The sequence below is a fragment of the Shimia abyssi genome (assembly GCF_003014475.1).
Taxonomy (GTDB): domain Bacteria; phylum Pseudomonadota; class Alphaproteobacteria; order Rhodobacterales; family Rhodobacteraceae; genus Shimia; species Shimia abyssi.
This window is the reverse complement of the sequence record NZ_PYGJ01000003.1, coordinates 367,486-392,277: the sequence shown is the minus strand read 5'-3', so window position 1 is coordinate 392,277 and position 24,792 is coordinate 367,486. Positions and strand designations below refer to the sequence as shown.

The window sequence follows — 24,792 nt, the reverse complement described above, 5'->3', positions numbered from 1 at the left end:
CGCATTGCGTGAAACGACTTGGCCAATCCTTGATGGCGGGTGACTTCGATCGTCAGGTCGCTGAGGTCCAAATCCGCATCGCGGCACTCAACCGCTTTACCGCTCTTGGTATACCTGTATTCGGCATCTGTGGGGTTCTTGAGCAACACGAGACAGTTCGGCTTTACTGTCCTCGAAAAATTGTTTGAAATCATCAACTCACGTCGTCTCAATCGACGCCACGCCTTAGGCCAGTAGATCCTTAACAGCGGTCACGGCTAAAAGTGCAACGCGTCGCCGATCTCGTATAAATGCACAAGTAAGAACACCAAGCGCCACAATTTCGGCTGAAAATGACCCGCACTCCGGCATTCTGCCGCCCCATCGAGATGCCATTCTGACCCTACCAAAACGCGCCAGTCGGCGCTTCCGGCTGGCCTGCAAACCAAAAGGAGCAGACCCATGCCATATGTGAGCGACCCCCGCCCGCAACCCACGCCACCCAAGGACAGCGCCCCTAAAGACCCCCAAAATCAGAGGCAACGCCAGACCCCAAGAAACCGATTTTCAGCGATTGGGCTATGATCTGACGCGACCTGTTCACCTTGCTCGCAGCGCGGGGTATTCTGCACTTATGTCTGACCCAGTCTCATCGATCCGAAACCTCGGCCCCGCCATGGACGCTGCCTGCGCGCGTGCAGGCATCCACAGCGCAGATGATCTGCGCGCTCTAGGCGCAGACGAGGTGTATGCACGCCTCTTAAAAAACGGCACCAAACCTCATTTCATTGGCTATTACGTGATCGTTATGGGCCTCCAGGGTCGCCCGTGGAACGACTGCAAGGGCAAGGAAAAAGCAGACCTACGAAAACGTTTCGACGCCATCAAGGCCCGCGCTCATGACAAGGGGCGCTCTGATCTCGAAGCTGTCCTTGATCGAATCGGCGTCATCGAAAAACGCGCCGTTCCCTCGTAGTGCCCTACTCAAAAACAAAAGCGCCCACCAATCGGCGCGCGCTTTCGTGTTTCATTTCGCCAAAAATACTTCGGGGAGCGCGAGGGGCAGCGCCCCTCGCCCCGGTCGGATCGCCCAAGCGATCCTAAACCAGCAAGACCCCAGCCGGATCGCCCAAGCGATCCGAAAACCAGTAGGCTTAGCCGACCAGTTCGAGACCAGAGAAGAAATACGCGATTTCAACGGCTGCTGTCTCAGGAGCATCCGAACCGTGAACCGAGTTTTCGCCGACCGACTCAGCAAACTCTGCGCGGATGGTGCCGGCGGCTGCGTCGGCAGGGTTGGTGGCACCCATTACTTCGCGGTTCTTGGCAATGGCGCCTTCACCTTCCAGAACTTGGGCCACAATCGGGGCCGACGCCATGAACTCGCACAGTTCGTCATAGAACGGGCGCTCGGCGTGCACAGCGTAGAACACGCCAGCCTGTGCTTTGGTCAGATGAATACGTTTCTGTGCAACAATGCGCAGGCCAGCTTCTTCGAACTTAGCATTGATCGCGCCGGTCAAGTTGCGGCGTGTGGCATCGGGTTTGATGATCGAGAAGGTGCGTTCCAGAGCCATGTCTGTCTCTCCAATTGGGGGTCCGTGCGACATGCCAGACCAATGTTTGAATTGGCGCTCCGATAACACGGGTTTTGGCGCATGAAAAGCGGTGATTGACGCCGCTCTCTTGTTCGGTCACACGGTGCCCCATGCTCAAGATTTCAGACATCAGCTATTCCGTCGAAGGTCGTCCCCTGTTTGAGGACGCCTCTGCCACGATTCCACCCGGCCACAAGGTTGGCCTGATCGGGCGCAACGGCGCTGGCAAGACCACGCTCTTCCGCCTCATCCGGGGCGAGCTCTCGCTCGAAGGCGGCACCATCACCCTGCCCCAGCGCGCCCGTATAGGCGGCGTCGCCCAAGAGGTTCCCGGCAACGAGGTGTCGCTGATCGACACGGTTCTGGCTGCAGATACCGAACGCGCCGACCTGTTGGCCGAGGCCGAAACGGCCACCGATCCGGCTCGAATTGCCGATATCCAGACCCGTCTCTCCGACATCGACGCCTGGAGCGCCGAAGCCCGCGCCGGATCGATTCTCAAAGGTCTCGGATTTGATCACGCCGAACAGCTGATGCCCTGCTCTGCCTTTTCGGGCGGCTGGCGTATGCGCGTCGCACTTGCCGCTGTGCTGTTTTCCCAGCCTGACTATCTGCTGCTTGACGAACCGACCAACTATCTCGACCTCGAAGGCGCGCTGTGGCTAGAAAACTATCTGGTCAAATACCCAGGCACCGTGCTGATCATCAGCCACGACCGCGAATTGCTGAACCGCTCTGTCGGCGCAATCCTGCATTTGGACGAGCGTAAACTGACCTACTATACCGGCCCCTACGACCAGTTTGCCCGCCAGCGCGCCGAACAGCGTGCGGTTCAGGCGGCCGCGGCCAAGAAACAAGACGCCCAACGCGCCCATCTACAAGCCTTTGTAGACCGTTTCAAAGCTAAGGCATCCAAGGCTAAACAGGCCCAATCGCGTGTCAAAATGCTGGAAAAAATGACCCCGATCACCGCACCAGAAGACGCGGCCCGCGTGGTGTTTTCCTTTCCAAAGCCAGAAGAGCTTTCGCCCCCTATTATCGCCATCGAAGGTGGCTCGACCGGGTATGGCGACACGGTTGTGCTCAAGAACCTCAACCTGCGCATTGATCAGGACGACCGTATCGCGCTTTTGGGCAAGAACGGTCAGGGCAAATCCACGCTCGCCAAACTGCTATCGTCACGGCTGGCACCCATGGGCGGCAAATTCACGCAATCCAGCAAACTGCGCATCGGTTTTTTCGCCCAGCATCAGGTAGATGAGCTTTATGTCGACGAAAACCCCATCCAGCACCTGATGCGCGAGCGCCCCGGAGAAGGCCAAGCCAAACTGCGCGCGCGCCTTGCCGGTTTTGGCCTTGGCGCGGCACAAGCCGAAACCGAAGCGGGCCGTTTGTCAGGTGGTCAGAAAGCGCGGCTGTCGCTTCTGCTTGCGACATTGGACGCGCCACACCTTCTGATCCTTGATGAACCGACAAACCACCTTGATATCGAAAGCCGCGAAGCGCTCGTAGAAGCGCTGACCGCATATTCTGGCGCGGTCATCCTGGTGAGCCACGATATGCATTTGCTCACACTGGTCGCAGACCGACTCTGGCTGGTTAAGGATGGTACCGTCAAACCCTACGAGGAAGACCTGCAAGCTTATCGCAAGCTTTTGCTCAGCGCAGACAAGCCGATTGGCAAGAACACCGGCAAGGCCAAAGCCAAGCCGGCCCCCCGCAAAGCCACACGCGACGAAGTTCTCGCACTCAAGGCTGAGGTGCGTAAATGCGAGCAGCGTGTTGAAAAGCTAGAGGATATGGCCCAGAAACTCTCTGTGAAACTGGCCGATCCAACCCTCTACGAAGGCGCAAAAATTGGCGAAATGGAAGTCTGGCAACGCAAATACGCCGAAGTTCGCGACGCGCAGGACCGCGCCGAAGAACTCTGGATGCGCGCCCTGGAAAAGCTTGAAAAAGCACATGCCTAAGGACTAGCGTGATCAAATGGACAGCGCCGCACTCATCACCGCGTTTTTCACGCTATTTGTGATCATTGACCCAATCGGTCTGATGCCGATGTTTGTCGCGTTGACCCAAGGCGTACCAGCCCAGACACGGCGTGCCATCGCGATCCGGTCATGTGTGATTTCTTTTGGCATCCTCGCGTTGTTTGCGTTTCTTGGTGAGGCAGTGCTGGGATTTATCGGCATTTCGATGCCCGCCTTTCGCATTGCTGGCGGCGCGCTTTTGTTCCTGACCGCGCTTGATATGCTGTTTGAACGACGTACCAAACGCCGTGAAGACCGCGCGGAAGAGGCTGAAGACGACGATCACCCTGATCCGTCGGTTTTTCCCATCGCTATCCCGCTGATCGCCGGACCTGGTTCAATTGCCACTGTTATACTGCTTGCAGGGCAGCATCCGGGTGTTCAGACCACGTTTCTAGTACTAGGTGTCGCGCTGGCGGTCTTGGTTGTGTGTCTGGTTCTTTTCCTGATGGCCGGGCTGTTTGAACGCGCTCTTGGGCGGACGGGGATTGTCGTGGTGACGCGGCTATTGGGGATGCTGCTGGCGGCGTTGGCTGTTCAGTTCATCCTCGAAGGGCTGCGGGATTTTGGCTTTGCCGGGTGACTTGGCTTGAGAGGGTTCGGATCGGCGGTGCCGATCCGACCGATGAGGGGGCCAGCCCCCTCTTTTGCCTAGCAGGCAAAATTCACCCCCGGGATATTTTGGGCGAAAGGAAGCATGGGTCGGTATGAGAGAGCAAAGCGCATCTTTTCAGCCCGCACCAACGCGCTTATATGCAAGGCATGAGCAGTTATGATTTGGGCCGTCTGGCCTATCTTGTCCTATTAACCGCAGTGATCGGGTTTTGGTTCTTTGTCAGCAATCGCCGGTCGCTGGGCAAATCCTTGCAACATGCGGTGCTATGGGGGTTGATTATCCTTGGCATGATTGCCGCCGTTGGCCTGTGGGACGATATTCGCCAGACCGTGCGCCCAACGCAGGCCGTTTTTGCGGATGCGGGCCGGATCGAGATACCGCGCGGACCGGATGGGCATTATCGCCTGACATTGGATGTGAACGACACGCCGCTGACCTTTATTGTCGACACTGGGGCGACGGACATTGTTTTGTCCAAGCAGGATGCCCGCAAGGTTGGGTTTGACCCCGATGCATTACCGTTTTACGGGCGCGCCATGACTGCCAATGGCGAAGTGCGCACCGCCCCCGTCACACTGGACCAAGTGTCGCTGGATGGCCTGACCGACCGGAACATCCCCGCGCGGATCAATGGCGGCGAGTTAAGCCAGTCGCTCCTTGGGATGTCTTATCTGCAACGCTTTGAGCAAATTACGATCACCGGAAACCAGATGATCCTGACGCGCTAAGCGCCGGTTTCGGCTTTTTTCCGCCAGGCACCGTCTTCTTCGGACCAGTATTGCGCACTGCACCCCGCGTCGCTCAGCTCTTTCCATTGGCCGCGTGCACGCTGCACCGCCTCTGGGTCGTGCCCGTCAAACAGGATGCAGACGCGTTCAGCGGTGTTCACCTCATCCACCGACACCTCGGCGCCATCGATTGCCATGACGCATGTGGCGCCGTTTGGGCATTCAGGTGACGTGGTCAGCAGGACGGGTTGCAGCGCATCATGCGCGCCCCCCGCCAGACCATGCGGCAGAAAGCTTTCGTCGCCCAGCAACCACAGTTTCTGGTCCAGCCATTCCATCCGCCCCGGATCGCGCCCGCGAACGGCCACCCGCCACCCGGCACCGCGCGCCTTGCTCAGCAGTTGTGGCAGCGTCACTTCAAGCGGTGCCCGTGTCAGATGATAGAAATAGGCAGCGCCCACAATGTGTTACTCCGCGTTCTCAAAGCGATCCGCCACCAACCGGTTCAGCGCCATAACCCCCCAGCCAGTCGCCCCTGCGGGGGCAAAATCCGTGGCTGATTTGACGGAGGCCACACCGGCTATATCAAGGTGGATCCAAGGCATTCCGTCCTGCACAAAACGGTGCAGGAACTCGGCCGCCGTGACCGAACCGGCGGGCCGCCCGCCGACATTCTTTACATCCGCAATCCGCGATTTCAGCTGCTTGGCATATCCCTTGCCAAGCGGCATCCGCCATGCCCCCTCACCTTCCAGCTCCGCGGCGCGCAGGAAATTGTTGCAAAGCTGATCGTCATTGGCAAAGACGCCGGCATTCTCGTGACCCAGCCCGATGATCACAGCACCCGTCAGGGTGGCCAGATCAATCATCGCCGCCGGTTTAAACCGCTCTTGGGCGTAGTGCATTACGTCACATAGCACCAGCCGCCCTTCGGCGTCAGTATTGATCACCTCAATCGTGTCGCCCTTCATCGAAGTCACCACATCGCCGGGGCGTGTCGCATTGCCCGACGGCATGTTCTCGACAAGTCCAACAAGCCCGACGACGTTCGCCTTTGCCTTGCGTAGCGCGATCGCGCGCATCGCACCCGCAACAACCCCTGCACCGCCCATATCCATGGTCATATCTTCCATGCCACCTGCCGGTTTCAGCGAAATCCCGCCGGTGTCAAACACCACGCCTTTCCCAACCAGCGCCAGCGGTGCGGCGTCCTTTTCGCCGCCATTCCAGCGCATCACCACGACCTTGGACGGGCTGTCCGAACCCTGTCCAACCGACAACAACGCCCCCATGCCCAGCTTGGTCAGCGCATCTTCGTCCAGCACTTCGACATCAAGGCCGATGTCGCGCATCGCCTCAAGGCGGTTGGCAAATTCGGTGGTGGTTAGCACATTTGCGGGTTCATTGATTAAGTCGCGGGTAAAGAAAACCCCTTCTGCCACCGCCAAATGAGGCGCTGCCTTGGCCTCAATATCTTCGGGACGCGACACCATTATGCGCACCGCCCGCTCGTCTTCGGGGGCCTCGTCTGTCTTGTGATCGGCAAACATATAATCCCGCAACGCCAACCCAAGCGCGATTTCCGCGGCTTTTGGGTGATTACCGGCCGACACCAACATCGCCTTGCTACCACGTTTTTGTGCCAGCGCAGCCCCGGCCTTGCGCGCCTCTTCGATCGAGCAGCGCCGTGGCAGGTACACAACGTCAATTGCCTCTGCTGCCATGCCCACAGGCCAGTCCAGCGTGACAATATCGCCTACCTTGGCGTCGTCCTCGCGCGCCTCGTGTAACCGTGCAATCGCCCCTTTTGTCACCCGGTTCACTCGGCGCGCCTCTTGGCCCAGATTGCCCTCGACCGGCACCAGAATGCAAACTCGCCCCTGGGCGCTCGCGATGGCATCCAGATTGGTTTCTTCAAAACTGACGCTGACGGGTTTGGTCACGGCTCACTCTCCTGCATGATGTATGTGAGTCCTAGCGCGCACACATGGTCTTGACCAGATAGCAGTTTTCCCAGTCTCGCATTTCCTCTAATGTCGGCTGCAAAAGAAGAATTGGGGGATTCTCGAGCAGTGCGTCGATTCGACAGATATATCCTGTCGCAGCTCCTGACGCTGTTTGGCTTTTTCGCGCTGGTTTTGGTGTCGGTATATTGGGTCAATCGGGCGGTTGTGCTGTTTGATACGCTGATCGCCAGCGGCCAGAACGTGAGCGTGTTTTTCGAGCTTACAGTGCTTAGCCTGCCCAATGTGATCCGCATCGTATTGCCGGTGTCGGTCTTTGCTGCCGCCGTCTATGCGATCAACCGTTTGTCCAGCGAAAGCGAACTGACCGTGATGCAGGCCACCGGATTCAGCCCGTGGCGTCTGGCGCGGCCTGTGTTTTTCTTTGGCATGATTGTTGCGGTGATGATGTCGATCCTGACCCACTTTCTTGTGCCTGCCAGTCTCAGCGAACTGACAAGTCGTCAAAAGGAAATCACCGAAAACGTCACTGCCCGTCTCTTGACCGAGGGCAGCTTTTTGCACCCTACCAATGGTGTCACATTTTATATCCGTGAAATTGCACCTGACGGCGTGTTGCGTGATGTCTTTCTATCCGATCAGCGTACAGATGATCACACGACAACTTATACCGCCGAGGAAGCCTATCTTGTGCAGGATGAAAGCGGCCCCAAGCTGGTCATGGTCAACGGGCTTGCGCAGGTTCATACTTTGACCAACGACAGCCTGATCACCACAAACTTCTCAGATTTTTCGTATGATATCAGCGCCTTGGTGGACATCGACGCGACCCAACGTTTGCGCCTTGAACATCTCTCAACTTATCGACTGCTGTTCGACAGCCACTCGGTGGCTGAGGAACTTGAGACCAAACGAGGCTGGGTTGTCTACGAAGGAAACGCGCGTATAGCACAGGCGCTGATCGTGATCGTTTTTCCGCTGGTCGGCTTTGCCATGTTGCTCTTGGGTGGCTTCAGCCGTTTTGGCGTCTGGCCTCAAATCCTTATCGCATTTGTGCTTCTTGTTGGCCTTGAAACCATGAAGGGCGCTGTCAGCGATCCCGTGGGCGATGATCCCAACATGTGGCCGCTGACGTATCTGCCCGCCTTGACCGGGTGCGTTTTGGTGGGGCTGCTTCTTCAGCTATCTGCGCGCCCGATCCGGTTCCGGCGAAAGGCCGCGTCATGAAGATCCATCTCTATTTTGCCCGCAAATTCTGCCTGATCTTTCTGGGCCTTACGACCGTCTTCTTTGTGCTTATGGCACTGGTCGACCTGATGGAACAGGTACGCCGTTTTAACGTTGACGAGGTTGGCTTTGGCTCCATCCTTTTGCTTTCAATGTTAAAATCTCCCGAAGGGCTTTACGAACTCCTGCCGCTTCTGGTGATCCTGTCGACCGTCACTCTGTTTATCACTCTGTCACGCACGTCCGAACTCGTCGTCGTACGGGCGGCCGGGCGATCCGCAATCCTGTCGCTGCTGTCCCCGGTGACCGTCGCTCTTTTGATCGGCCTCTTTGCGGTCACTATGTTCAACCCGATTGTTGCGTCTACATCGATCCGACATGACCAACTGGCCGATGAGCTGCGCTCTGGCGGGCGCGACGCACTGTCATTGTCCAGCGAAGGTCTCTGGTTGCGTCAGGGCGGCGCTCAGGGTCAGGCGGTGATCCACGCTGAACAAACCAACGCCGACGCGACCCGGTTTTCAAATGTCACCATTGTCGCCTATCAGCCCGACGGCGGGCCGCGCACCCGGATCGAGGCCCGCTCAGCCCGCCTCGTCGAAGGCGCATGGGAGCTTTATGACGCCAAGGCATGGCCATTGGTGCACGGTATCAATTCCGAGGCCAACGCCAAATCGCACGAAGTTCTGCGCCTTGACAGCACGCTGACCCCGGACCGCATCCGCGACCGCTTTGGCACCCCGTCTGCAATCCCGATCTGGGATTTGCCTCGATTTATCAATGAACTAAAAGAGGCGGGCTTTTCCGCCCGCCGCCATCAGGTTTGGCTTAATATGGAATTGGCGCAGCCTTTGTTCCTGATTGCAATGGTCCTTATCGCGTCGGCCTTTACCATGCGCCACACCCGGTTTGGTAAAACCGGCGTCGCGGTTCTGGTGTCTGTGCTGATCGGATTCGCGCTCTATTTCGTCCGGAATTTTGCACAGATACTTGGGGAAAACGGACAGATTCCGGTCTTGCTCGCCGCGTGGGCTCCGCCGGTGGCAAGTGTGATGTTGGCACTCGGCCTCTTGTTGCATATGGAGGACGGATGAACGCTGCCACTCGTCTTCTTTCTGGCCTGGCCCTGTCGGTTGCGCTGGCCCTGTCTGTCCACGCGCAATCGCTCCCCGGAGCGAGCAATATCGTGCTTGTGGCCGACCGTGTCTATGTCACCGGCGACTCGGTGCTGACCGCCGAGGGCCACGTCGAGGCGCTCATGGATGGCACGCGCCTTATGGCGACGCGCATCGTCTATGATTCCGTTGCTGACAAGGTCACACTCGAAGGTCCAATTCGCATCGTTCAGGGCAATGAAACCACCATCGTTGCCTCCTCTGCCGAACTAGACAGCGAATTTCGCAATGGCCTGATGCGCAGCGCCCGTGTCGTGCTCGGTCAACAGGTCCAATTGGCTGCAAACCAGATGGACCGCGTCGATGGGCGCTATAATGTGCTGACAAAGACCAGTGTCTCCTCCTGCCGGGTGTGCGACACTGATGATCCTCCGCTCTGGCAGATCCGCGCGCGCCGGGTGATTCACGACGAACAGGAACGCCAGATCTACTTTGATCACGCCAGTCTTTTGGTGCGTGACGTGCCCGTTCTCTACTTTCCGCACCTGCGCTTGCCAGACCCGACACTGGACCGCGCCAATGGTTTTCTGATTCCGTCCTTCCGCAGCACCTCGCAGCTCAGCTATGGCTTCAAAGTGCCGTATTTCATAACCATGGGAAACCATCGCGACCTGACGCTGACTCCCTATCTCTCGTCGGAAACCCGCACTCTTGAGCTGCGTTACCGTCAGGCGTTCAAAAAGGGGCGTATCAACTTTTACGGCGCGATTTCCGACGATACCATCTTGCCAAACCAAATCCGCGGATATGTGTTCATTGATGGTCGGTTCGAGCTGCCCCGCGACTACACATTATCATTCAATATCAAATCGGTAACAGATGATAGCTATCTAACCGATTATGATTATTCTGATGAAGACCGACTGGTTAGCGACATCACCGCGCGCCGCTCTAAACGCAACGAAAACACCCGTTTTGCCCTGTTGCATTACCGATCCTTGCGTGAAGACGAAGACAACAACACATTGCCGACGCTTGTGGCTGTTGCGGAAACGGAACGTCGCTATTACCCGTCCGCAATCGGTGGCGAAATACGCACCACGCTAGAGTTGCATGCACATCAACGCGACTCCGATTTCGACATGGACAGTGGCGATCCTGACACCGAAGTAGACGGTCGAGATGTGGGCCGTTTCAACGCCTCGGCACTCTGGCGTCGCAACTGGACCATGTCCAACGGGCTGCGCACCGGTGTAACCGGCGAACTGTCTTTTGACGCTTATCGCACCGAAGACGACGCCACCGTCTCCACACATGAAAGCCAGATCACCCCAACCGTCGCGGCTTATCTTCGTTACCCAATGAGCAAACGCGGCGCAGATGGCGCGACCTACCTGCTAGAGCCCGTGGCACAGATCGGGTGGACCGGCGGCAGTGATCTGGATATCGCCAATGATGAAAGCACACGGGTCGAGTTTGACGAAGGCAACCTGCTCGCCCTCTCTCGGTTCCCATCCTACGACCGGCGCGAACGCGGTGTCACTGGCGCCGTTGGTCTGAACTGGGCACGCCACTCAACCGACAGCTGGCAAGGCAATCTGACCATTGGTCAGGTTTATCATCAAGAGGCCCAGGCTGACTTCACAGATTCCTCCGGCCTCTCTGACACAGTCTCCGACTTCCTGATCGCCGGGCAATATCGCACCCAAAACGGTCTCGAACTGGTGGGGCGTACGTTATTTGATCCCAATGAGGGCCTCAACAAAGCCTCGGCGCGGGTTGGCTGGAGCAACACAGACCTGTGGCTCGACGCATCTTATGTGTGGCTCGGCCCCGATCTCGCCGAGGACCGGCCCGACACGGTCTCCGAAATTGCGCTGGACAGTCGCTACCGACTGGCGCGCCATTGGACCGGCCTTTTTGACTGGCGCTACGACGCTGGCAGCGGCCGCACGGCCGAGGCCGGATTGGGCCTCGAATATCGCAACGAATGCACGATGATCGAACTTTCCGTCTCGCGCCGCTTCTCCACATCCACTAGTGTTAATTCAAGCACGAGTATCGGTCTCTCCTTTGCACTGCTGGGCTTTTCGGTTAACTCAAGCGACCAAAGCTATACCCGCACCTGTGGAACCTGACCGGCCAGAACGAATGAGCAGAAAGACACGCACCATGACGTTACGCGCAAACATTCGCCGCCTCTTCGCCGGTCTGCTGGCCGCGTCCCTGACACCCCTCGCCGCCGCCCCAATCGCGGCCCAGAGCGCGTATTCACCGGCCATCACGATAAATGACCGGGTGATCACCTATTACGAAATCGAACAGCGCGCTCTTTTGATGGCTGTTCTGAACCGCCCCGGCGATCCGCGCAAACTCGCACGTCAGGATCTGATCGAAGACCGCCTGAAACTGGAAGCCGCCGAAATCGCAGGGATCCAACCCAGCGAAGACGGCGTTCAGGCTGGTATCGCAGAACTTGCCTCACGCGCGAACCTCGAGGCAGACGATTTTCTCAAGGCACTCGCTGCCGAAGGCGTTGATCCCCAAACCATGTATGATTTCACCTATGCTGGTATTGCGTGGCGCGGTGTTGTCCAAACCCGTTTCGGCCCTCGTGTTCAGATCACCGAAGAGGAAATCGATCGCGCCATCGCCTCCAACACAGGCGCAGGCGGCATTCGCGTTCTGCTGTCGGAAATTGTCATCCCCGCAACGCCACAAACCCGCGAACAGGTCACGCAACTGGCGCTTCAGCTCGCCGATATTCGCAGTTTTGCCGATTTTGAGGCCGCCGCGCGCACCTACTCGGCCTCTGCGACCAAAGAACAGGGTGGCAAAATCGAATGGATGTCGATTACTAATCTGCCCCCTCAGCTGCGACCGATTCTCTCTGCCCTTGGCCCCGGCGAAGTCACTGATCCCGTTCAACTTCCAAACGCGGTGGCCCTGTTCCAGATGCGCGGCGTCGAAGAAACCTCGCGCACCACGCCGCGTTATTCCGCCATTGATTACGCCTTGTTCTACCTGCCCGGCGGACGTTCTGCAGACACGCTGAAAGACGCCCGCAAAATCCGCGATGCTGTCGATCGTTGCGACGACCTTTACGGCTTCTCGCAGGACCGCCCTCTCGGAACCGTCGTCCGCGAAGCGCTGCCACCCGCCGACATCCCGCGCGACATCGCGCTCGAACTGGCCCGTTTGGATGACAATGAAATCTCGATGAACCTGACCTCGCCCAATGGCGAATTGCTGATGATGGTCATGCTCTGCGGTCGCACCGCAGAACTGGGCGAGGAACTCTCTCGAGAAGATGTGGCCAGCGCCCTGCGCGCACAGCGTCTGGATTCCTTCGCCGACAGCTACCTCGCTCAATTGCGCGCTGATGCGCACATCGTCGAAAAATAGACCGGAGCCGTCATGCCTCTCGCCCCCATCGCCCTCACCTGTGGCGAACCCGCCGGGATCGGTCTGGAACTGGCCGAAAAGGCATGGGCCGCATTGCGCTTGGACCTGCCATTCTTCCTCCTCGCGGACCCAGACCACCTGAGCGGCGATACACCAATTTCCGTAATTCAGGACCCAGCCGAGGCGCTGGATGTCATGCCCAACGCCCTGCCAGTCCTGCCGCACCCGTTCTTTGGCCGATGCATTCCCGGCACCCCCGATCCCGAGAACGCCGAGGGCGTGGTCGAAGTGATCTCGCGCGGCGCAGACCTTGCACAATCAGGTGCTGCCAGCGCGCTGTGCACCTCGCCCATCCACAAAAAGGCGCTCAAGGACGGCGCGGAATTCCCCTATCCCGGCCATACCGAATACCTCGCCTATCTTGGCAATGTCGACAATGTGGTAATGATGATCGCCTCTGACGCCCTGCGCGTCGTGCCCGCAACCATTCACATTCCCATTTCCGAGGTGCCCGCCACACTGACCACGGATGGGCTTTATGAAACCATCCGCATCACCGCCGATGGATTAAGAACCCAGTTCGGAATTGCCGCACCGCGCCTCGCCGTTGCGGGCCTCAACCCTCATGCGGGCGAAGGTGGTGCCATGGGGCACGAAGACGCCACCGTGATCGCTCCTGCCATTGCCCGCGCTCAGGCGGACGGGCTGGACGTTACCGGCCCCTGGCCCGCCGACACCATGTTCCACGCCAGTGCGCGCGCAAAGTACGACGCCGCCATCTGCGCCTACCACGATCAGGCCCTGATCCCTGCCAAAACCCTCGCCTTTGACGAAGGCGTCAATGTCACGCTTGGCCTTCCCTTCATCCGCACATCCCCTGATCACGGCACCGCATTCGACATCGCAGGCCAAGGCATCGCCAACCCCTCCAGCACGATCCACGCGCTAAAACTGGCGCATCAAATGGCCAAAAGCCGGTGATGTTCTCAATGTTTTCAAAATACCCCCGCCGGAGGCCTCAAATCTCTGGCGCATCGGCCCCCAAAGGCGGCACAATAATATCATGAGCGCCATAGACACTCTCCCGCCTCTGCGCGACGTGATCACCACACATGACTTGTCCGCACGCAAATCTCTCGGCCAGAACTTCCTGCTCGACCTGAACCTCACGTCCAAGATCGCGCGACAGGCCGGTGATCTCTCTGGTTCGGACATCCTTGAAATTGGCCCCGGCCCTGGCGGCCTCACCCGAGGCCTGTTGGCCGAAGGCGCCCGCCGCGTTCTTGCTATTGAAAAGGACCCGCGCTGCCTACCCGCTCTGGCGGAAATCTCGGCGGCCTATCCCGGCCAGCTCGAAGTGATCAATGGCGACGCGCTGGATATCGACCCGCTCGCCCATCTCACCCCCCCGATCCGCGTGGCAGCCAACCTGCCTTACAACGTGGGCACCGAATTGCTGGTGCGCTGGCTCACACCGCCCACATGGCCCCCCTTCTGGCAAAGCCTCACCCTGATGTTCCAGCGCGAAGTGGCCGAGCGCATCGTCGCTCAACCCGGCTCCAAGGCCTACGGACGCCTCGCGCTCCTCGCTCAGTGGCGTACCGAGGCGCGGATTGTTATGTCACTCCCCCCCGAGGCGTTCTCTCCACCGCCCAAGGTCCATTCTGCCGTCGTGCACCTGACCGCTCTGGAGAAACCGCGCTTTGACGCCGACGCAAAAACGCTCTCGCGCGTTGTCGCAGCCGCCTTTAATCAGCGCCGCAAGATGTTGCGCGCCGCGCTCAAAGGTCAGGCCCCCGATATCGAAGATCGCCTGATTGCCGCGGGCATTAAACCGACCGAACGCGCCGAACAGGTCAGCCTCGAACAATTCTGCGCCTTGGCCCGCGCTCTCAAGGCATAAAAAAACCCGGCCCAACCGGGCCAGGTTTCATTATCTGCGAGGACGCCCGCAAGGGCGGAGGAGCAAGCTTATTCTGCTGCCTTGCTCTCTTCTGTTGCCGCTTCAGCCGCGGGCGCATCCTCGGTTTTCTTTTTGCGCGGCGCACGTTTGCGTGGCGCGGGTTTGCGCGCGGGCTTTGGCGGCTCTTCTTCAGCGCTCGCCTCAGGTGTTTCCACCAATCCCGCATCCTCTGCCGGCGCAATCACGTCAGGCTGATCCGCCTCAGACGGATCAACAGCCGCCGCATCAGGCTTTGTCTCGTTGCTATTGTTATTGGCTTCACGCTCTTGGCGTTCGATCCGTTCACGACGCTCACGATCCCGATCTGCCTGACGTTCGCGGTTCTGGCGATCCTGCTCCTCGCGGCGGGCATCCTGCTCGCGCTGTGCTTCGCTCAGCATCCGCATATAATGCTCAGCGTGTTGCTGAAAGTTTTCCGTCGCAACCCGGTCGTTGGCCAACTGCGCATCGCGCGCCAACTGGTTATACTTGTCGATAATCTGCTGCGGCGTACCGCGCACTTTTCCCTCAGGACCCGAGCTGTCAAACACACGGTTGACGATGTTACCGGAAGGGCGGTTACGGTTAGATTTGTTTCGCGAACGTGACTTTGAAGATCTCATAATTCTTGCAATCCAGCCTTGGTCAATTGCAGTCGCTTGAACCGTTTTGCGCCTCGTGCGCTCTGAAAATTCCGGTTGCGACAATTTCTGGCTTGATGTCCAATGGGACCGCCCGGCCAGGGCATCCACCAAAAGGACAGTTCCTGAGTAATCGCCCTTGCGCCGCTGCACAAGTGCCTTTTGATGATCAAACCCCGATATTGTAAAAATATCGCAATCAATCCTGTGTTTTTTGTGCTGCGACCACCCGGTCACGTCCGTCCAGATCGCGCAAAACCCGCACATCTGCCAGCCCAGCTGCCTCAAACAGCGCGGAAACCGCCGCGCCCTGTTGCCAGCCAATCTCGACCAGCAACCGTCCCCCGGCGGTCAAATGATCACCGGCCCCCGCCGCAATCGCACGATAGGCCGCCAACCCATCGCCCTCATCCGTCAAGGCAATCCTTGGCTCAAACGCCAATTCAGGCGCCAGCGCCTCCATCTCGTCCAGCGCGACATAAGGCGGGTTCGACACGATAAGATCAAACCGCCCCTGCACCGCACCAAACCAATCGCTCTCGATCAACGCCAGCCGATCCGACACGCCGATCCGCGTGGCGTTCTTTTCCGCCACGGCCAATGCCGCCGTCGATACATCGCTCGCAACACCTTGCGCCGTTGTCCGCGCAGCCAGAATGGAAATGGCAATTGCCCCTGTTCCGGTCCCCATATCCAGAACCCGCCGGACAGAACCCGCAAGCGCCTCACGCACCAAAACTTCTGTCTCGGGCCGCGGGTCCAGCGTGTCGGGCGTGACATGAAACTCATGCTCAAAAAACGCCCTTCGCCCGAGAATATGGCTCAGCGGCACCCGCCGCAAACGCGCCGCAAGAATATCCGCCAAGGCCTGCTCATCCGCGCTACCCGCGTCTTCGCGCATCTCAAGGCTCAGCCGGTCCGCCCGCCGCCGCGTTGCCAGCGCCACCAATGCCCGCGCCTCGCGGCCTGCATTTTCAATCCCCGCCTTACCCAACGCCTCGGCCGCCGCCTTCACCAGGTCGGCCACAATCAGCCCCATGTCAGGCTCACCCTTCCATCTCCGCCAACGCAGTCGCCTGTGCATCCGCCGTCAGCGCGTCAATGATCTCGTCCAGATCACCCGCCATCACTTGGTCCAACTTATAAAGCGTCAGGTTGATGCGATGATCGCTCATGCGCCCTTGTGGGAAGTTATAGGTCCTGATCCGCTCCGACCGATCCCCGGACCCAACCTGTCCAGCCCGATCCGCTGCCCGCTCGTTGTCAATCCGCTGCCGCTCCATGTCATACAGCCGCGTCTTGAGGACCTGCATCGCAATCTCCCGGTTCCGGTGCTGCGATTTCTCCGAGCTGGTCACCACAATACCACTGGGCAAGTGCGTGATCCGCACTGCCGAATCCGTGGTGTTCACGTGCTGACCACCCGCACCCGAGGAACGCATCGTATCGATCCGCAAATCATTGGCGTCAATCTGAATGTCCACGTCCTCGGCTTCGGGCAACACCGCCACCGTCGCCGCCGACGTGTGAATACGTCCGCCGCTTTCGGTTGTGGGCACCCGCTGCACCCGGTGCACACCACTCTCATATTTCAGCCGAGCGAACACGTTCACACCTTTGATATGGGCCACAACTTCCTTGATGCCCCCCAGCTCCGTCGCAGCCTCTTCCAGAATTTCCAGCTTCCAGCCCTGTGCCTCGCAATATCGCTGGTACATTCGCAGCAAATCCCCGGCAAACAGCGCCGCCTCATCGCCCCCCGTGCCCGGCCGGATTTCCAGTATCGCGGGTCGCGCATCTGCTGCGTCCTTGGGCAACAGCGCCAATTGCAATGCGCGCTCTGCCTCCGGCAACGCGGCGCGCAACGCCGGCAACTCTTCTTCAGCCAGCTCTTTCATATCCGGGTCGGCCAGCATGTCTTCGGCCTCGCTGATATCGGCCAACAGCCGCTTATACGCCGCCACCTGCTCCACCACCGGGCGCAGGTCGGAATACTCCTTGGCCAGCACCGCAATATCCGCGCCACCGCCCTCGGCCATCTGCGCTTCCAGAAATTCGAAACGCTGGGTGATCTGTTCTAAACGCACTATAGGAACCATACCGCTACCTGAGACAATCCGCGGACTTGGTCAAGAGGGCACAGGAGTGTATACTATCTTCATGAAACGCCTTGCTACAATCCTCTGTCTGCTCACCACGCCTGCCATCGCGGATGGCTACATGAATGGCGTACCGGTCGATTGTTATTGCACCGACAAACAGGGCCAGCGCATCGAAGTGGGCGAAACCATCTGCCTACAAGTCGACGGTCGCATGTTCATGGCCCAATGTCAGATGTCTCTCAACGTCCCAATGTGGCGCGAAATCGCCCCCGGCTGCCTGAGCTCGGACGCGAGCCCGCTAGTAGGTCCGCAAAGCACCAATCCATCGATCCACTCGGGCGGCGTTGACACCCAGATCATTCCGCCCAAAACGTGAGCGTGCAAAAATCTTGAGCTGTTCGCCGTCCTGATAAATGGTGGTGTAGTCTGGAAAGCCCACGGTGCGCGTGCGTGTTATAAAAGTGATCATGCCCTCTTCAACGGACCCGGCCAGAACTTCTGTGCGCGGATCATCCGTCACCACGGACGCAAACCGCCGCAATCCGTTTTTGCCGATCATAACCACACGAACAACTCCGTTGCTCATGACTGCGTCTTCGCTGATCGCAATCCGCTCATGCCACCGCACCGGATCGCTTGGCGCCAGCCGCACATAGGCAAACACGGCAATGAACAGGCCCAAAACAGCCCAGACAAAAATCATTTTCTTCAATCCTTTTCCCTCAAAACGGTACTCAGAAACAAAATCAACTTATCAAACGGCGTAACCCCCGCACATCAAACAGACCTCCAAACGCGCAAAACATCAAGTAGCAAGCGTGTCTGGCGGACAACAACGATTTGCATGGCGGATCGGGGGTGGGCGGGTGGGCCGATCTGCCATGCAAATCCCCGCCAAGATCACACCGGTTGCGCCCGCTCCACCAGCCGTGCAAAAAACGATGCACCAATGGGCGAAAGCTCATCATTGAAATCAAACTTCGGGTGGTGCAGCCCCGCACCCTCACCCGCGCCCAGAAACAGATACGCCCCTGGCCGCGCCTCCAGCATATAGGCGAAATCCTCTGCCCCCATCTCTACATCCACATCCGCCAGGACTGCCTCTGCACCTGACACATCGCGCGCGACATCTGCGGCAAAATCCACCTGTTCGGCGTGGTTCACTGTCGCCGGGTACCCCACGACAATGTCAACCTCCGCCTCCAGCCCATAGGCAGCCGCAGTGCCCGCAACAATCTCTCGCAAGCGGGTATGCACCATCTCCTGCACATCTTTCTCAAAGGTGCGAATGGTGCCGTTGATCATACCAGTATCTGGGATCACATTGTTCACCGTCCCCGCGTGGATCTGCGTCACCGACACCACGATCTGCTTGCGGGTGTCGTGATTGCGGCTCACGATTGTCTGGATCGCATTCACCATCGCTACCGCGGCCACCACCGGATCACAGGTTTCCTGCGGATAGGCCCCATGTCCGCCGCGCCCCTGAATATTCACCGTAAACGTATCCACTGCCGCCATGATCGGGCCCGCCTTGGTCTCAAACTGGCCAAAGGCAATGCCCGGAATATTGTGTATCCCATACACCTCGCCAATCGCGAACCGCTCCATGATGCCCTCTTCAACCATCACTTCGGCGCCAGCGCCCTCCTCTTCGGCCGGTTGAAAAATTAACGCCACCCGCCCGGAAAACTTCCGCGTTTCGGCCAGATACTTCGCCGCCCCCAACAGCATCACCGAATGCCCATCATGCCCACAGGCATGCATCATCCCTTCCACCTTCGAGGCATAGTCAACCCCCGTCATTTCCTCCATCGGCAACGCATCCATATCGGCGCGTAACCCAATGGTCGGGCCATCCCCCTGCCCGTTTATGATCGCCACCAGCCCGGTCTGAGCAATGCCCTCATGAATCTCGTCGACGCCAAACTCTCGCAACCGCTCGGCCACAAACGCCGCCGTTTTATGACAGGCAAACTCCAGCTCAGGATGCTGGTGCAAATACCGGCGCCACGTTTTCATCTCTTCACCGTAATCGGCGATACGATTCACCACAGGCATGGCTGGACTCCCCTCACAAACTTTGCCTTTGATGCAGTCAAACCAAAAAAGGAGCCCACGGCAATGGCTGACGACACGCTTGTTCACGATCCAAACGGCGGAATGCCGCGCCTGCTCGAAATAATGCGCCGCCTTCGTGATCCGGAAACCGGCTGCCCGTGGGACATCGAGCAGAGCTTTGCCACCATCGCCCCCTACACCATCGAAGAAGCCTACGAGGTTGCCGACGCGATCGAGCGGCACGCATGGGATGAGCTCAAGGGCGAACTGGGCGACTTGCTGTTCCAATCCGTCTTTCACGCCCAAATGGCAACCGAACAGGGCCTGTTCACCTTTGATCAGGTGGCCGACACGATGTCGGACAAGATGGTCGCCCGCCATCCACATGTGTTTGGCGACGAGTCCCGCGACAAATCCGCCGATCAGCAGACCCGCGACTGGGAAACCATCAAGGCGGCGGAACGCGCGGGCAAATCGCAAAAAGGCGCGCTCGAAGGTGTCGCCGTTGGTCTTCCTGCCCTTCTGCGCGCGGTCAAACTGCAAAAACGCGCCGCCCGCGTTGGCTTTGACTGGCCCGAAACCCTTCAGGTGCTCGACAAGCTCACCGAAGAAGCAAACGAGCTGGTTGAGGCCAAAGACAGCATGACCCAGGACGCGATCGAGGATGAAATGGGCGATCTGCTCTTTGTCCTCGCCAATCTCGCCCGCCACCTTTCTGTCGACCCAGAGGCCGCGCTGCGCCGGACCAACCAGAAATTCATCCGCCGCTTTGAAGAGGTCGAAAACCGCCTCGCTGCCAAAGGCTCCCGCCCCGAAGATTCAACATTACAAGAGATGGATGACCTCTGGAACACCATTAAAACAGAGGAGAAAGCTGCGGCAAAATGAATACCTGAATATTTTATTCAGGTATTGACCCGAGCAAAAAACTCAGGTTTAAGCTCTGCAACTGATTTGCAACAACAAGAGACCTGCAATGTTCAACCTTCCCAAAGCTGCCACTGCCATCTCCACGCTGATCGCGGTCGCCGCACCCGCCGTCGCTGACGAGGTCAACATCTACTCCTATCGCCAGCCCGAACTGATCAAACCGCTGACCGATGCTTTCACCGCCGAAACCGGTATCGACGTAAACGTCGCCTACCTCTCCAAAGGAATGGTCGAGCGTCTCGTTGCCGAAGGCGACCGGTCCCCGGCTGACGTGGTTCTGACCGTCGACATCTCGCGCCTTGCCGCCGTGGTCGCCGCTGGTGTGACACAGCCGGTCGAAAGCGCCGCGCTCAGTGCCAATGTCCCGACCCAGTATCAGGATCCTGATGGCCACTGGTACGGGCTGACCACCCGCGCCCGCATCGTTTACGCCTCCAAGGACCGCGTGGCCGAGGGCGACGTCACCACCTACGAAGACCTCGCCGATCCCAAGTGGGAAGGTCGCATCTGCACCCGCTCCGGCACCCACGCCTATAACGTCGCTCTGGCCTCTGCGGTTGTGGAACACCACGGCGAAGAAGGTGCAAAAACGTGGCTCGAAGGCGTGAAAAACAACCTCGCCCGCAAACCACAAGGCAACGACCGCGCACAGGTCAAGGCGATCTGGGCTGGTGAATGCGACATCGCAATCGGCAACACTTATTACATGGGCAAAATGCTGGCCGACGACGAGCAAAAGGAATGGGCCAACAGCGTAAACGTGCTTTTCCCGACATTTGAGGACAGCGGCACCCACGTCAACATCTCCGGCGTCGCGATGACCAAATCCGCCCCAAACAAGGAAAACGCCCTCAAGCTGATGGAATTCCTGACCTCGCCCACCGCTCAGGAAATCTACGCCAAAGCCAACTTCGAATACCCCATCGCCCCCGGCACCAGCGCCGATCCGCTGGTCGAAGGTTGGGGCAGCTTTGAGGCCGATCCAGTGAACCTGATGACACTAGCAGGCCACCGCGCCACCGCCCTGCGCCTGATCGAAGAAGTCGATTTCGACGGCTAAACACAGTTAACGAAAAGCAAATAGATAGCCCTCGCAGACAACTGCGGGGGCTTTTTTTGTTGGCGAAACGACCACACGACCCACGCCAAATTCTGACAGATTTCCGCTGACGAAAACCGCAAAACAGCGCCCAACTGGCGTTCTGTAACCCACGGAAATAATGCGCAATCTATGTCAAAAAAAACACAGAGTTGTCACGGATCCAACTAAGAAAGGCACCAGTTCGCACCTAGAAATCCAAAGACAACAGAGGCGACCTCACATTTGATGTGGGTCTAAGCGAGCGCACAAAGGCACGATGGCAAGTTTTAGTATCAGTAACGGTGATTCTACCGATTTCACAGACACGACACCCAACACAGGGTTCGTCATCGATTTTGCATCTCTCGACAACAGCTTCAGCGTTCAGATCAACGGGGTTGAATTGTTTGTTGGCGGGCCTGCCGGTGCACCAAACGAAGCCGAATTCCAAATATCCAGCACCCCCGGTCAAACGGTCCGCTTTGCTGATGGCGACCGATACGAGATAAACACGCCCGCGGTCTGGCAGCTTGGCAATTCAGATGGCTCTCCTGTGGTTCGTCTGGAAGTTAACCCGGACGGGACCATCTCGTTCTTTGGGGTAAAGGCCAACAATGGCACGCTTGAACCGCTGGAACTCTTCAACGGGATGAGCGTCAACACCGCAGCTATTCAAGCAGCATGGAATGACACCGGCACCAATACGATCGAGATCGACCAGCTTCAGACTGGCCCAACCAACGCCAGCGGCGACATCGAAGACGCCATCTGCTTTGCCTCGGGCACGCGGATCGAGACAGCCAATGGCCCGGTCACAATCGATGATCTAAAGGTTGCCGATCTGATCCTCACCTACGACCACGGCCCTCAACCCATTCGCTGGATCGGCTCCATCACCCTGACCAAGGGCCAGCTTGACGCCAAGCCCAGGCTCAAGCCAATCCGCATCCGCGCCGATGCGCTCGGCGCGGGCTTCCCCAAGCATGACCTCATCGTCTCGCCGCAACACCGCGTTCTGGTCTCCTCCGCGATTGCTCAGCGCATGTTCAACAGCCGCGATGTTCTGATCCCGGCCAACAAACTGCTTCCATTGGCTGGCGTTGACATACTCGATGACCCACAGGGCGGTGTGACCTATTTCCACATACTGTTTGATACCCATCAGATCGTCTGGTCCAACGGCACCCCAACCGAAAGCCTCTTCACCGGTCCAGAGGCGCTCAAATCGGTATCTCCTGCCGCGCGTCAGGAAATTATCGACCTTTTTCCACAGATCTGTACACCAGATTTCGCGGCAGCATCCGCCCGGCATATCCCCAAGAAAGGCAAGCGCATGCGCAATCTTGTTGCCCGCCATCAGGCCAACAACAAGCCGCTCTTTTTAGACGAGAGGCGGGCGGGATAAAGCCCACCTCGTTGCTCCAAAATTAGTGCACTCGAGGTGCGGTGCGCGCCAATGGGGGCCTTTCCGTTTCTTCAAACGGCTCTGACATCGGGTCCATCACCAACACCAACCGCGTCTCGCCCGTGCCCTCAATCGGCGGCGAACGATGCAATAGCCCGGCCCGCGACCGGCTTGGCCACAACGTTCCCCGCAACAACACCGGTGCCCCGGTCTGAACGGTGAATATGCGCTCCGGATCGCTCCGGTCGTTCGAATTGCCATATTGCGTACCGGTTCCGCGATAGGTGCATACCAGCCGCGCCGTAACCGCATCCATGTGGAATTTGCGACAGGCGTTGGTGCGCACCACATCCAACCTGAGCCTGACATACTCGGTCGACATGACATGCCCGAACACATCAGCCAGCGACGCGATATCTGTCTCCAGCCAGTCCCGTTCGCGCCCTTTGGGCATACCGCAGATGTCACACAGCTGTGCCACCGCAGCAGCCACCGCATTTGGTCGCAGAACAAGCTGCCCGGATGGCAGATGCGCCGACGTCAGCCCCTTCAACCAGGACCGAACTGAGCCAGGCATTTGCCGCCGCCAGATCACCGCAGATGTGCCGGGCTTTGCAATGGCTGACAGCAAATCCGGTTCATCCGTGTAATCCACACCCACCGGCGCAGCCCCCACAATGCTTTGCACTCGCGTCATGCCGCGTCCTCGGCCCGCTTCCAGATCGGGAACGGGTCAGGATAGTCCGGCAAATTATCCGGCCCCGTCACCGCAACCATCGGCACAAGGCACGCATCCAACCGCGCCTTGATCGCGGCCCAGTCGATACCGGCACCGATAAATACGATCTCCTGTCGGCGATCCCCCCACGGTTCCTGCCAATGGGCCTGCATATAGGCTTGCGCGCTCTCATGCATCGGCCGCTGCTCTTGGGGAACCGACGCCCACCATGTGCCCAGCGGTTTGACACTCGACAACGCGCCCGCCAGCGAAAACTCCGCCACCCAATCAGGGCGTGTCGAGATCCAGAAATGCCCTTTTGCGCGGATCACGCCGGGCAGCTCACTGTTCAGCACGTCCAGAATACGCTCTGGTACAAACGGAAGCCGCGCCCGGTACACATAAGATGCAACGCCATATTCTTCGGTCTCCGGCACATGGTCCGCAAAGCCATAAAGCTCCTTGGCCCACATTGGATGATCATGCGCCTGCTCAAAATCAAACAACCCGGTATCGAGTATCTTTTCAGCCGCCACATTCGATTGATTGGTCTCAATGATCTCTGCATCCGCATTAAGGCTGCGGATTATCTTGCGCGCCGCGTCCACCTTTTCCGGTCCCGCATCGTCAACTTTGTTGAGGATCACCACATCGGCGAATTCGATCTGATCCGTCAACAAATGCACCAGTGTTCGGTCATCCTCCTCGCCCATGGTTTCGCCATGGTCCTTAAGAAAATCATGCGAGGAATAGTCACGAAGCAAATTAGCCGCATCCACCACTGTCACCATCGTGTCCAGCCGCGCCACATCCTCAAGGCTGTTGCCGTCCTCGTCGCGAAACTCAAACGTAGCCGCAACAGGCAATGGTTCGGAAATACCCGTGGACTCAATCAACAGGTAATCAAAGCGACCCTCGCCTGCCAGTCGGCGCACCTCGTCCAACAGATCATCGCGCAGCGTACAACAGATGCAGCCGTTGGACATCTCAACCAGTGTCTCATCTGTCCGGCTCAGCTCGGTGTCCGCCCGCACCAGATCCGCGTCGATGTTCACCTCGGACATGTCATTCACAATCACAGCAACCCGGCGCCCGTCCCGGTTATTGAGAACGCGATTGAGCAGCGTTGTCTTACCGGCCCCCAAAAAGCCAGAGAGCACAGTTACAGGAAGGCGGTTGTCTGTCATCGGTCAAATATCCTTTATCAAAGCATGTGCGCCGTGTTGCGGTCAGCACGTGATTGCCCAACC

23 protein-coding genes and 1 pseudogene are annotated in these 24,792 nt (G+C 58.5%); 14 read left to right on the top strand and 10 right to left on the bottom strand.

Annotation, left to right across the window (positions count from 1 at the left end):
- Together CLV88_RS08505 and CLV88_RS08500 are read left to right on the top strand one after the other, a co-directional pair.
- Positions 1-188: pseudogene (locus CLV88_RS08505) on the top strand (hypothetical protein); the annotation flags it as partial.
- 425 nt (positions 189-613) lie between these two features.
- Complete coding sequence (locus CLV88_RS08500) at positions 614-955, top strand: TfoX/Sxy family DNA transformation protein (RefSeq protein WP_106607974.1); 342 nt, start codon at positions 614-616, stop codon at positions 953-955.
- Positions 956-1,133: 178 nt separating this feature from the next.
- Here CLV88_RS08500 and ndk read toward each other — a convergent pair whose 3' ends face one another.
- Positions 1,134-1,556 carry a nucleoside-diphosphate kinase gene (gene ndk, locus CLV88_RS08495; protein WP_106607931.1) on the bottom strand — a complete coding sequence of 141 codons (423 nt, stop codon included), beginning with the start codon at positions 1,554-1,556 and terminating at the stop codon, positions 1,134-1,136.
- 131 nt (positions 1,557-1,687) lie between these two features.
- Between ndk and CLV88_RS08490 the strand changes: the two genes are divergently transcribed.
- The 3 genes from CLV88_RS08490 to CLV88_RS08480 all read left to right on the top strand — a co-directional run bounded on the left by CLV88_RS08490 (position 1,688) and on the right by CLV88_RS08480 (position 4,951).
- Entirely contained in the window at positions 1,688-3,547 is a 1,860-nt protein-coding gene (locus CLV88_RS08490; RefSeq protein ID WP_106607930.1) for an ABC-F family ATP-binding cassette domain-containing protein, read from the top strand.
- A gap of 16 nt (positions 3,548-3,563) precedes the next feature.
- Entirely contained in the window at positions 3,564-4,190 is a 627-nt protein-coding gene (locus tag CLV88_RS08485; RefSeq protein ID WP_106607929.1) for a MarC family protein, read from the top strand.
- Between the two features lie 179 nt (positions 4,191-4,369).
- Positions 4,370-4,951 carry a retropepsin-like aspartic protease family protein gene (locus tag CLV88_RS08480; protein WP_106607973.1) on the top strand — a complete coding sequence of 194 codons (582 nt, stop codon included), beginning with the start codon at positions 4,370-4,372 and terminating at the stop codon, positions 4,949-4,951.
- Here CLV88_RS08480 and CLV88_RS08475 read toward each other — a convergent pair.
- Entirely contained in the window at positions 4,948-5,412 is a 465-nt protein-coding gene (locus tag CLV88_RS08475; RefSeq protein ID WP_106607928.1) for a DNA polymerase III subunit chi, read from the bottom strand. The two genes, CLV88_RS08480 and CLV88_RS08475, sit on opposite strands and share 4 nt — an antisense overlap.
- Positions 5,413-5,418: 6 nt before the next feature.
- On the bottom strand, positions 5,419-6,894 hold the full coding sequence (locus tag CLV88_RS08470; protein WP_106607927.1) for a leucyl aminopeptidase: 1,476 nt from the start codon (positions 6,892-6,894) through the stop codon (positions 5,419-5,421).
- Positions 6,895-7,023: 129 nt separating this feature from the next.
- On the opposite strand from CLV88_RS08470, the gene lptF reads away from it, so the two are divergent.
- From lptF to rsmA, 6 genes are all read left to right on the top strand, one after another.
- Positions 7,024-8,142, top strand: a complete 1,119-nt coding sequence (lptF, locus tag CLV88_RS08465; protein ID WP_106607972.1) for an LPS export ABC transporter permease LptF — start codon at positions 7,024-7,026, stop codon at positions 8,140-8,142.
- The gene (gene lptG / locus CLV88_RS08460; RefSeq protein WP_106607926.1) at positions 8,139-9,236 is read left to right on the top strand and encodes an LPS export ABC transporter permease LptG; all 1,098 of its coding nucleotides are present in this window, start codon (positions 8,139-8,141) and stop codon (positions 9,234-9,236) included. The genes lptF and lptG overlap by 4 nt, the downstream gene beginning before the upstream one ends.
- A complete protein-coding gene (locus tag CLV88_RS08455) occupies positions 9,233-11,395 on the top strand; it encodes an LPS-assembly protein LptD (protein ID WP_106607925.1) in 2,163 nt (720 codons plus the stop codon). Before lptG ends, CLV88_RS08455 begins: the two co-directional genes overlap by 4 nt.
- Positions 11,396-11,408: 13 nt before the next feature.
- On the top strand, positions 11,409-12,662 hold the full coding sequence (locus CLV88_RS08450) for a peptidylprolyl isomerase (protein WP_243403605.1): 1,254 nt from the start codon (positions 11,409-11,411) through the stop codon (positions 12,660-12,662).
- A 12-nt stretch (positions 12,663-12,674) separates the two neighbouring features.
- Positions 12,675-13,643: a 4-hydroxythreonine-4-phosphate dehydrogenase PdxA gene (gene pdxA / locus CLV88_RS08445; RefSeq protein ID WP_106607923.1), complete on the top strand. Its 969-nt coding sequence runs from the start codon at positions 12,675-12,677 to the stop codon at positions 13,641-13,643.
- Positions 13,644-13,725: 82 nt separating this feature from the next.
- Complete coding sequence (gene rsmA, locus CLV88_RS08440; protein ID WP_106607922.1) at positions 13,726-14,565, top strand: 16S rRNA (adenine(1518)-N(6)/adenine(1519)-N(6))-dimethyltransferase RsmA; 840 nt, start codon at positions 13,726-13,728, stop codon at positions 14,563-14,565.
- Positions 14,566-14,633: 68 nt separating this feature from the next.
- On the opposite strand, the gene CLV88_RS08435 is transcribed toward rsmA, so the two are convergent.
- The 5 genes from CLV88_RS08435 to CLV88_RS08410 form a co-directional block, all read right to left on the bottom strand.
- Positions 14,634-15,227 (bottom strand): DUF4167 domain-containing protein, encoded by a 594-nt coding sequence (locus CLV88_RS08435; RefSeq protein ID WP_106607971.1) that lies wholly within the window; start codon positions 15,225-15,227, stop codon positions 14,634-14,636.
- Positions 15,228-15,444: 217 nt separating this feature from the next.
- Complete coding sequence (gene prmC / locus CLV88_RS08430) at positions 15,445-16,284, bottom strand: peptide chain release factor N(5)-glutamine methyltransferase (protein WP_106607921.1); 840 nt, start codon at positions 16,282-16,284, stop codon at positions 15,445-15,447.
- A 7-nt stretch (positions 16,285-16,291) separates the two neighbouring features.
- Positions 16,292-17,344, bottom strand: coding sequence for a peptide chain release factor 1 (prfA, locus tag CLV88_RS08425; RefSeq protein WP_106607920.1), 1,053 nt, complete (start codon positions 17,342-17,344; stop codon positions 16,292-16,294).
- Positions 17,345-17,645: 301 nt separating this feature from the next.
- The gene (locus CLV88_RS08415; protein WP_106607918.1) at positions 17,646-18,050 is read right to left on the bottom strand and encodes a DUF1499 domain-containing protein; all 405 of its coding nucleotides are present in this window, start codon (positions 18,048-18,050) and stop codon (positions 17,646-17,648) included.
- A gap of 197 nt (positions 18,051-18,247) precedes the next feature.
- Positions 18,248-19,408, bottom strand: coding sequence for a M20 aminoacylase family protein (locus CLV88_RS08410; protein WP_106607917.1), 1,161 nt, complete (start codon positions 19,406-19,408; stop codon positions 18,248-18,250).
- A 63-nt stretch (positions 19,409-19,471) separates the two neighbouring features.
- On the opposite strand from CLV88_RS08410, the gene mazG reads away from it, so the two are divergent.
- From mazG to CLV88_RS08395, 3 genes are all read left to right on the top strand, one after another.
- Complete coding sequence (gene mazG / locus CLV88_RS08405; RefSeq protein ID WP_106607916.1) at positions 19,472-20,296, top strand: nucleoside triphosphate pyrophosphohydrolase; 825 nt, start codon at positions 19,472-19,474, stop codon at positions 20,294-20,296.
- Positions 20,297-20,384: 88 nt separating this feature from the next.
- Positions 20,385-21,398 carry a Fe(3+) ABC transporter substrate-binding protein gene (locus tag CLV88_RS08400; protein WP_106607915.1) on the top strand — a complete coding sequence of 338 codons (1,014 nt, stop codon included), beginning with the start codon at positions 20,385-20,387 and terminating at the stop codon, positions 21,396-21,398.
- Positions 21,399-21,696: 298 nt separating this feature from the next.
- The gene (locus CLV88_RS08395; protein ID WP_243403604.1) at positions 21,697-22,824 is read left to right on the top strand and encodes a Hint domain-containing protein; all 1,128 of its coding nucleotides are present in this window, start codon (positions 21,697-21,699) and stop codon (positions 22,822-22,824) included.
- A gap of 22 nt (positions 22,825-22,846) precedes the next feature.
- Here CLV88_RS08395 and CLV88_RS08390 read toward each other — a convergent pair whose 3' ends face one another.
- Both CLV88_RS08390 and CLV88_RS08385 read right to left on the bottom strand, forming a co-directional pair.
- Positions 22,847-23,521, bottom strand: coding sequence for a DUF1826 domain-containing protein (locus tag CLV88_RS08390; protein ID WP_106607914.1), 675 nt, complete (start codon positions 23,519-23,521; stop codon positions 22,847-22,849).
- Positions 23,518-24,729: a GTP-binding protein gene (locus tag CLV88_RS08385; RefSeq protein WP_106607913.1), complete on the bottom strand. Its 1,212-nt coding sequence runs from the start codon at positions 24,727-24,729 to the stop codon at positions 23,518-23,520. The genes CLV88_RS08390 and CLV88_RS08385 overlap by 4 nt, the downstream gene beginning before the upstream one ends.
- Positions 24,730-24,792: the final 63 nt, after the last annotated feature.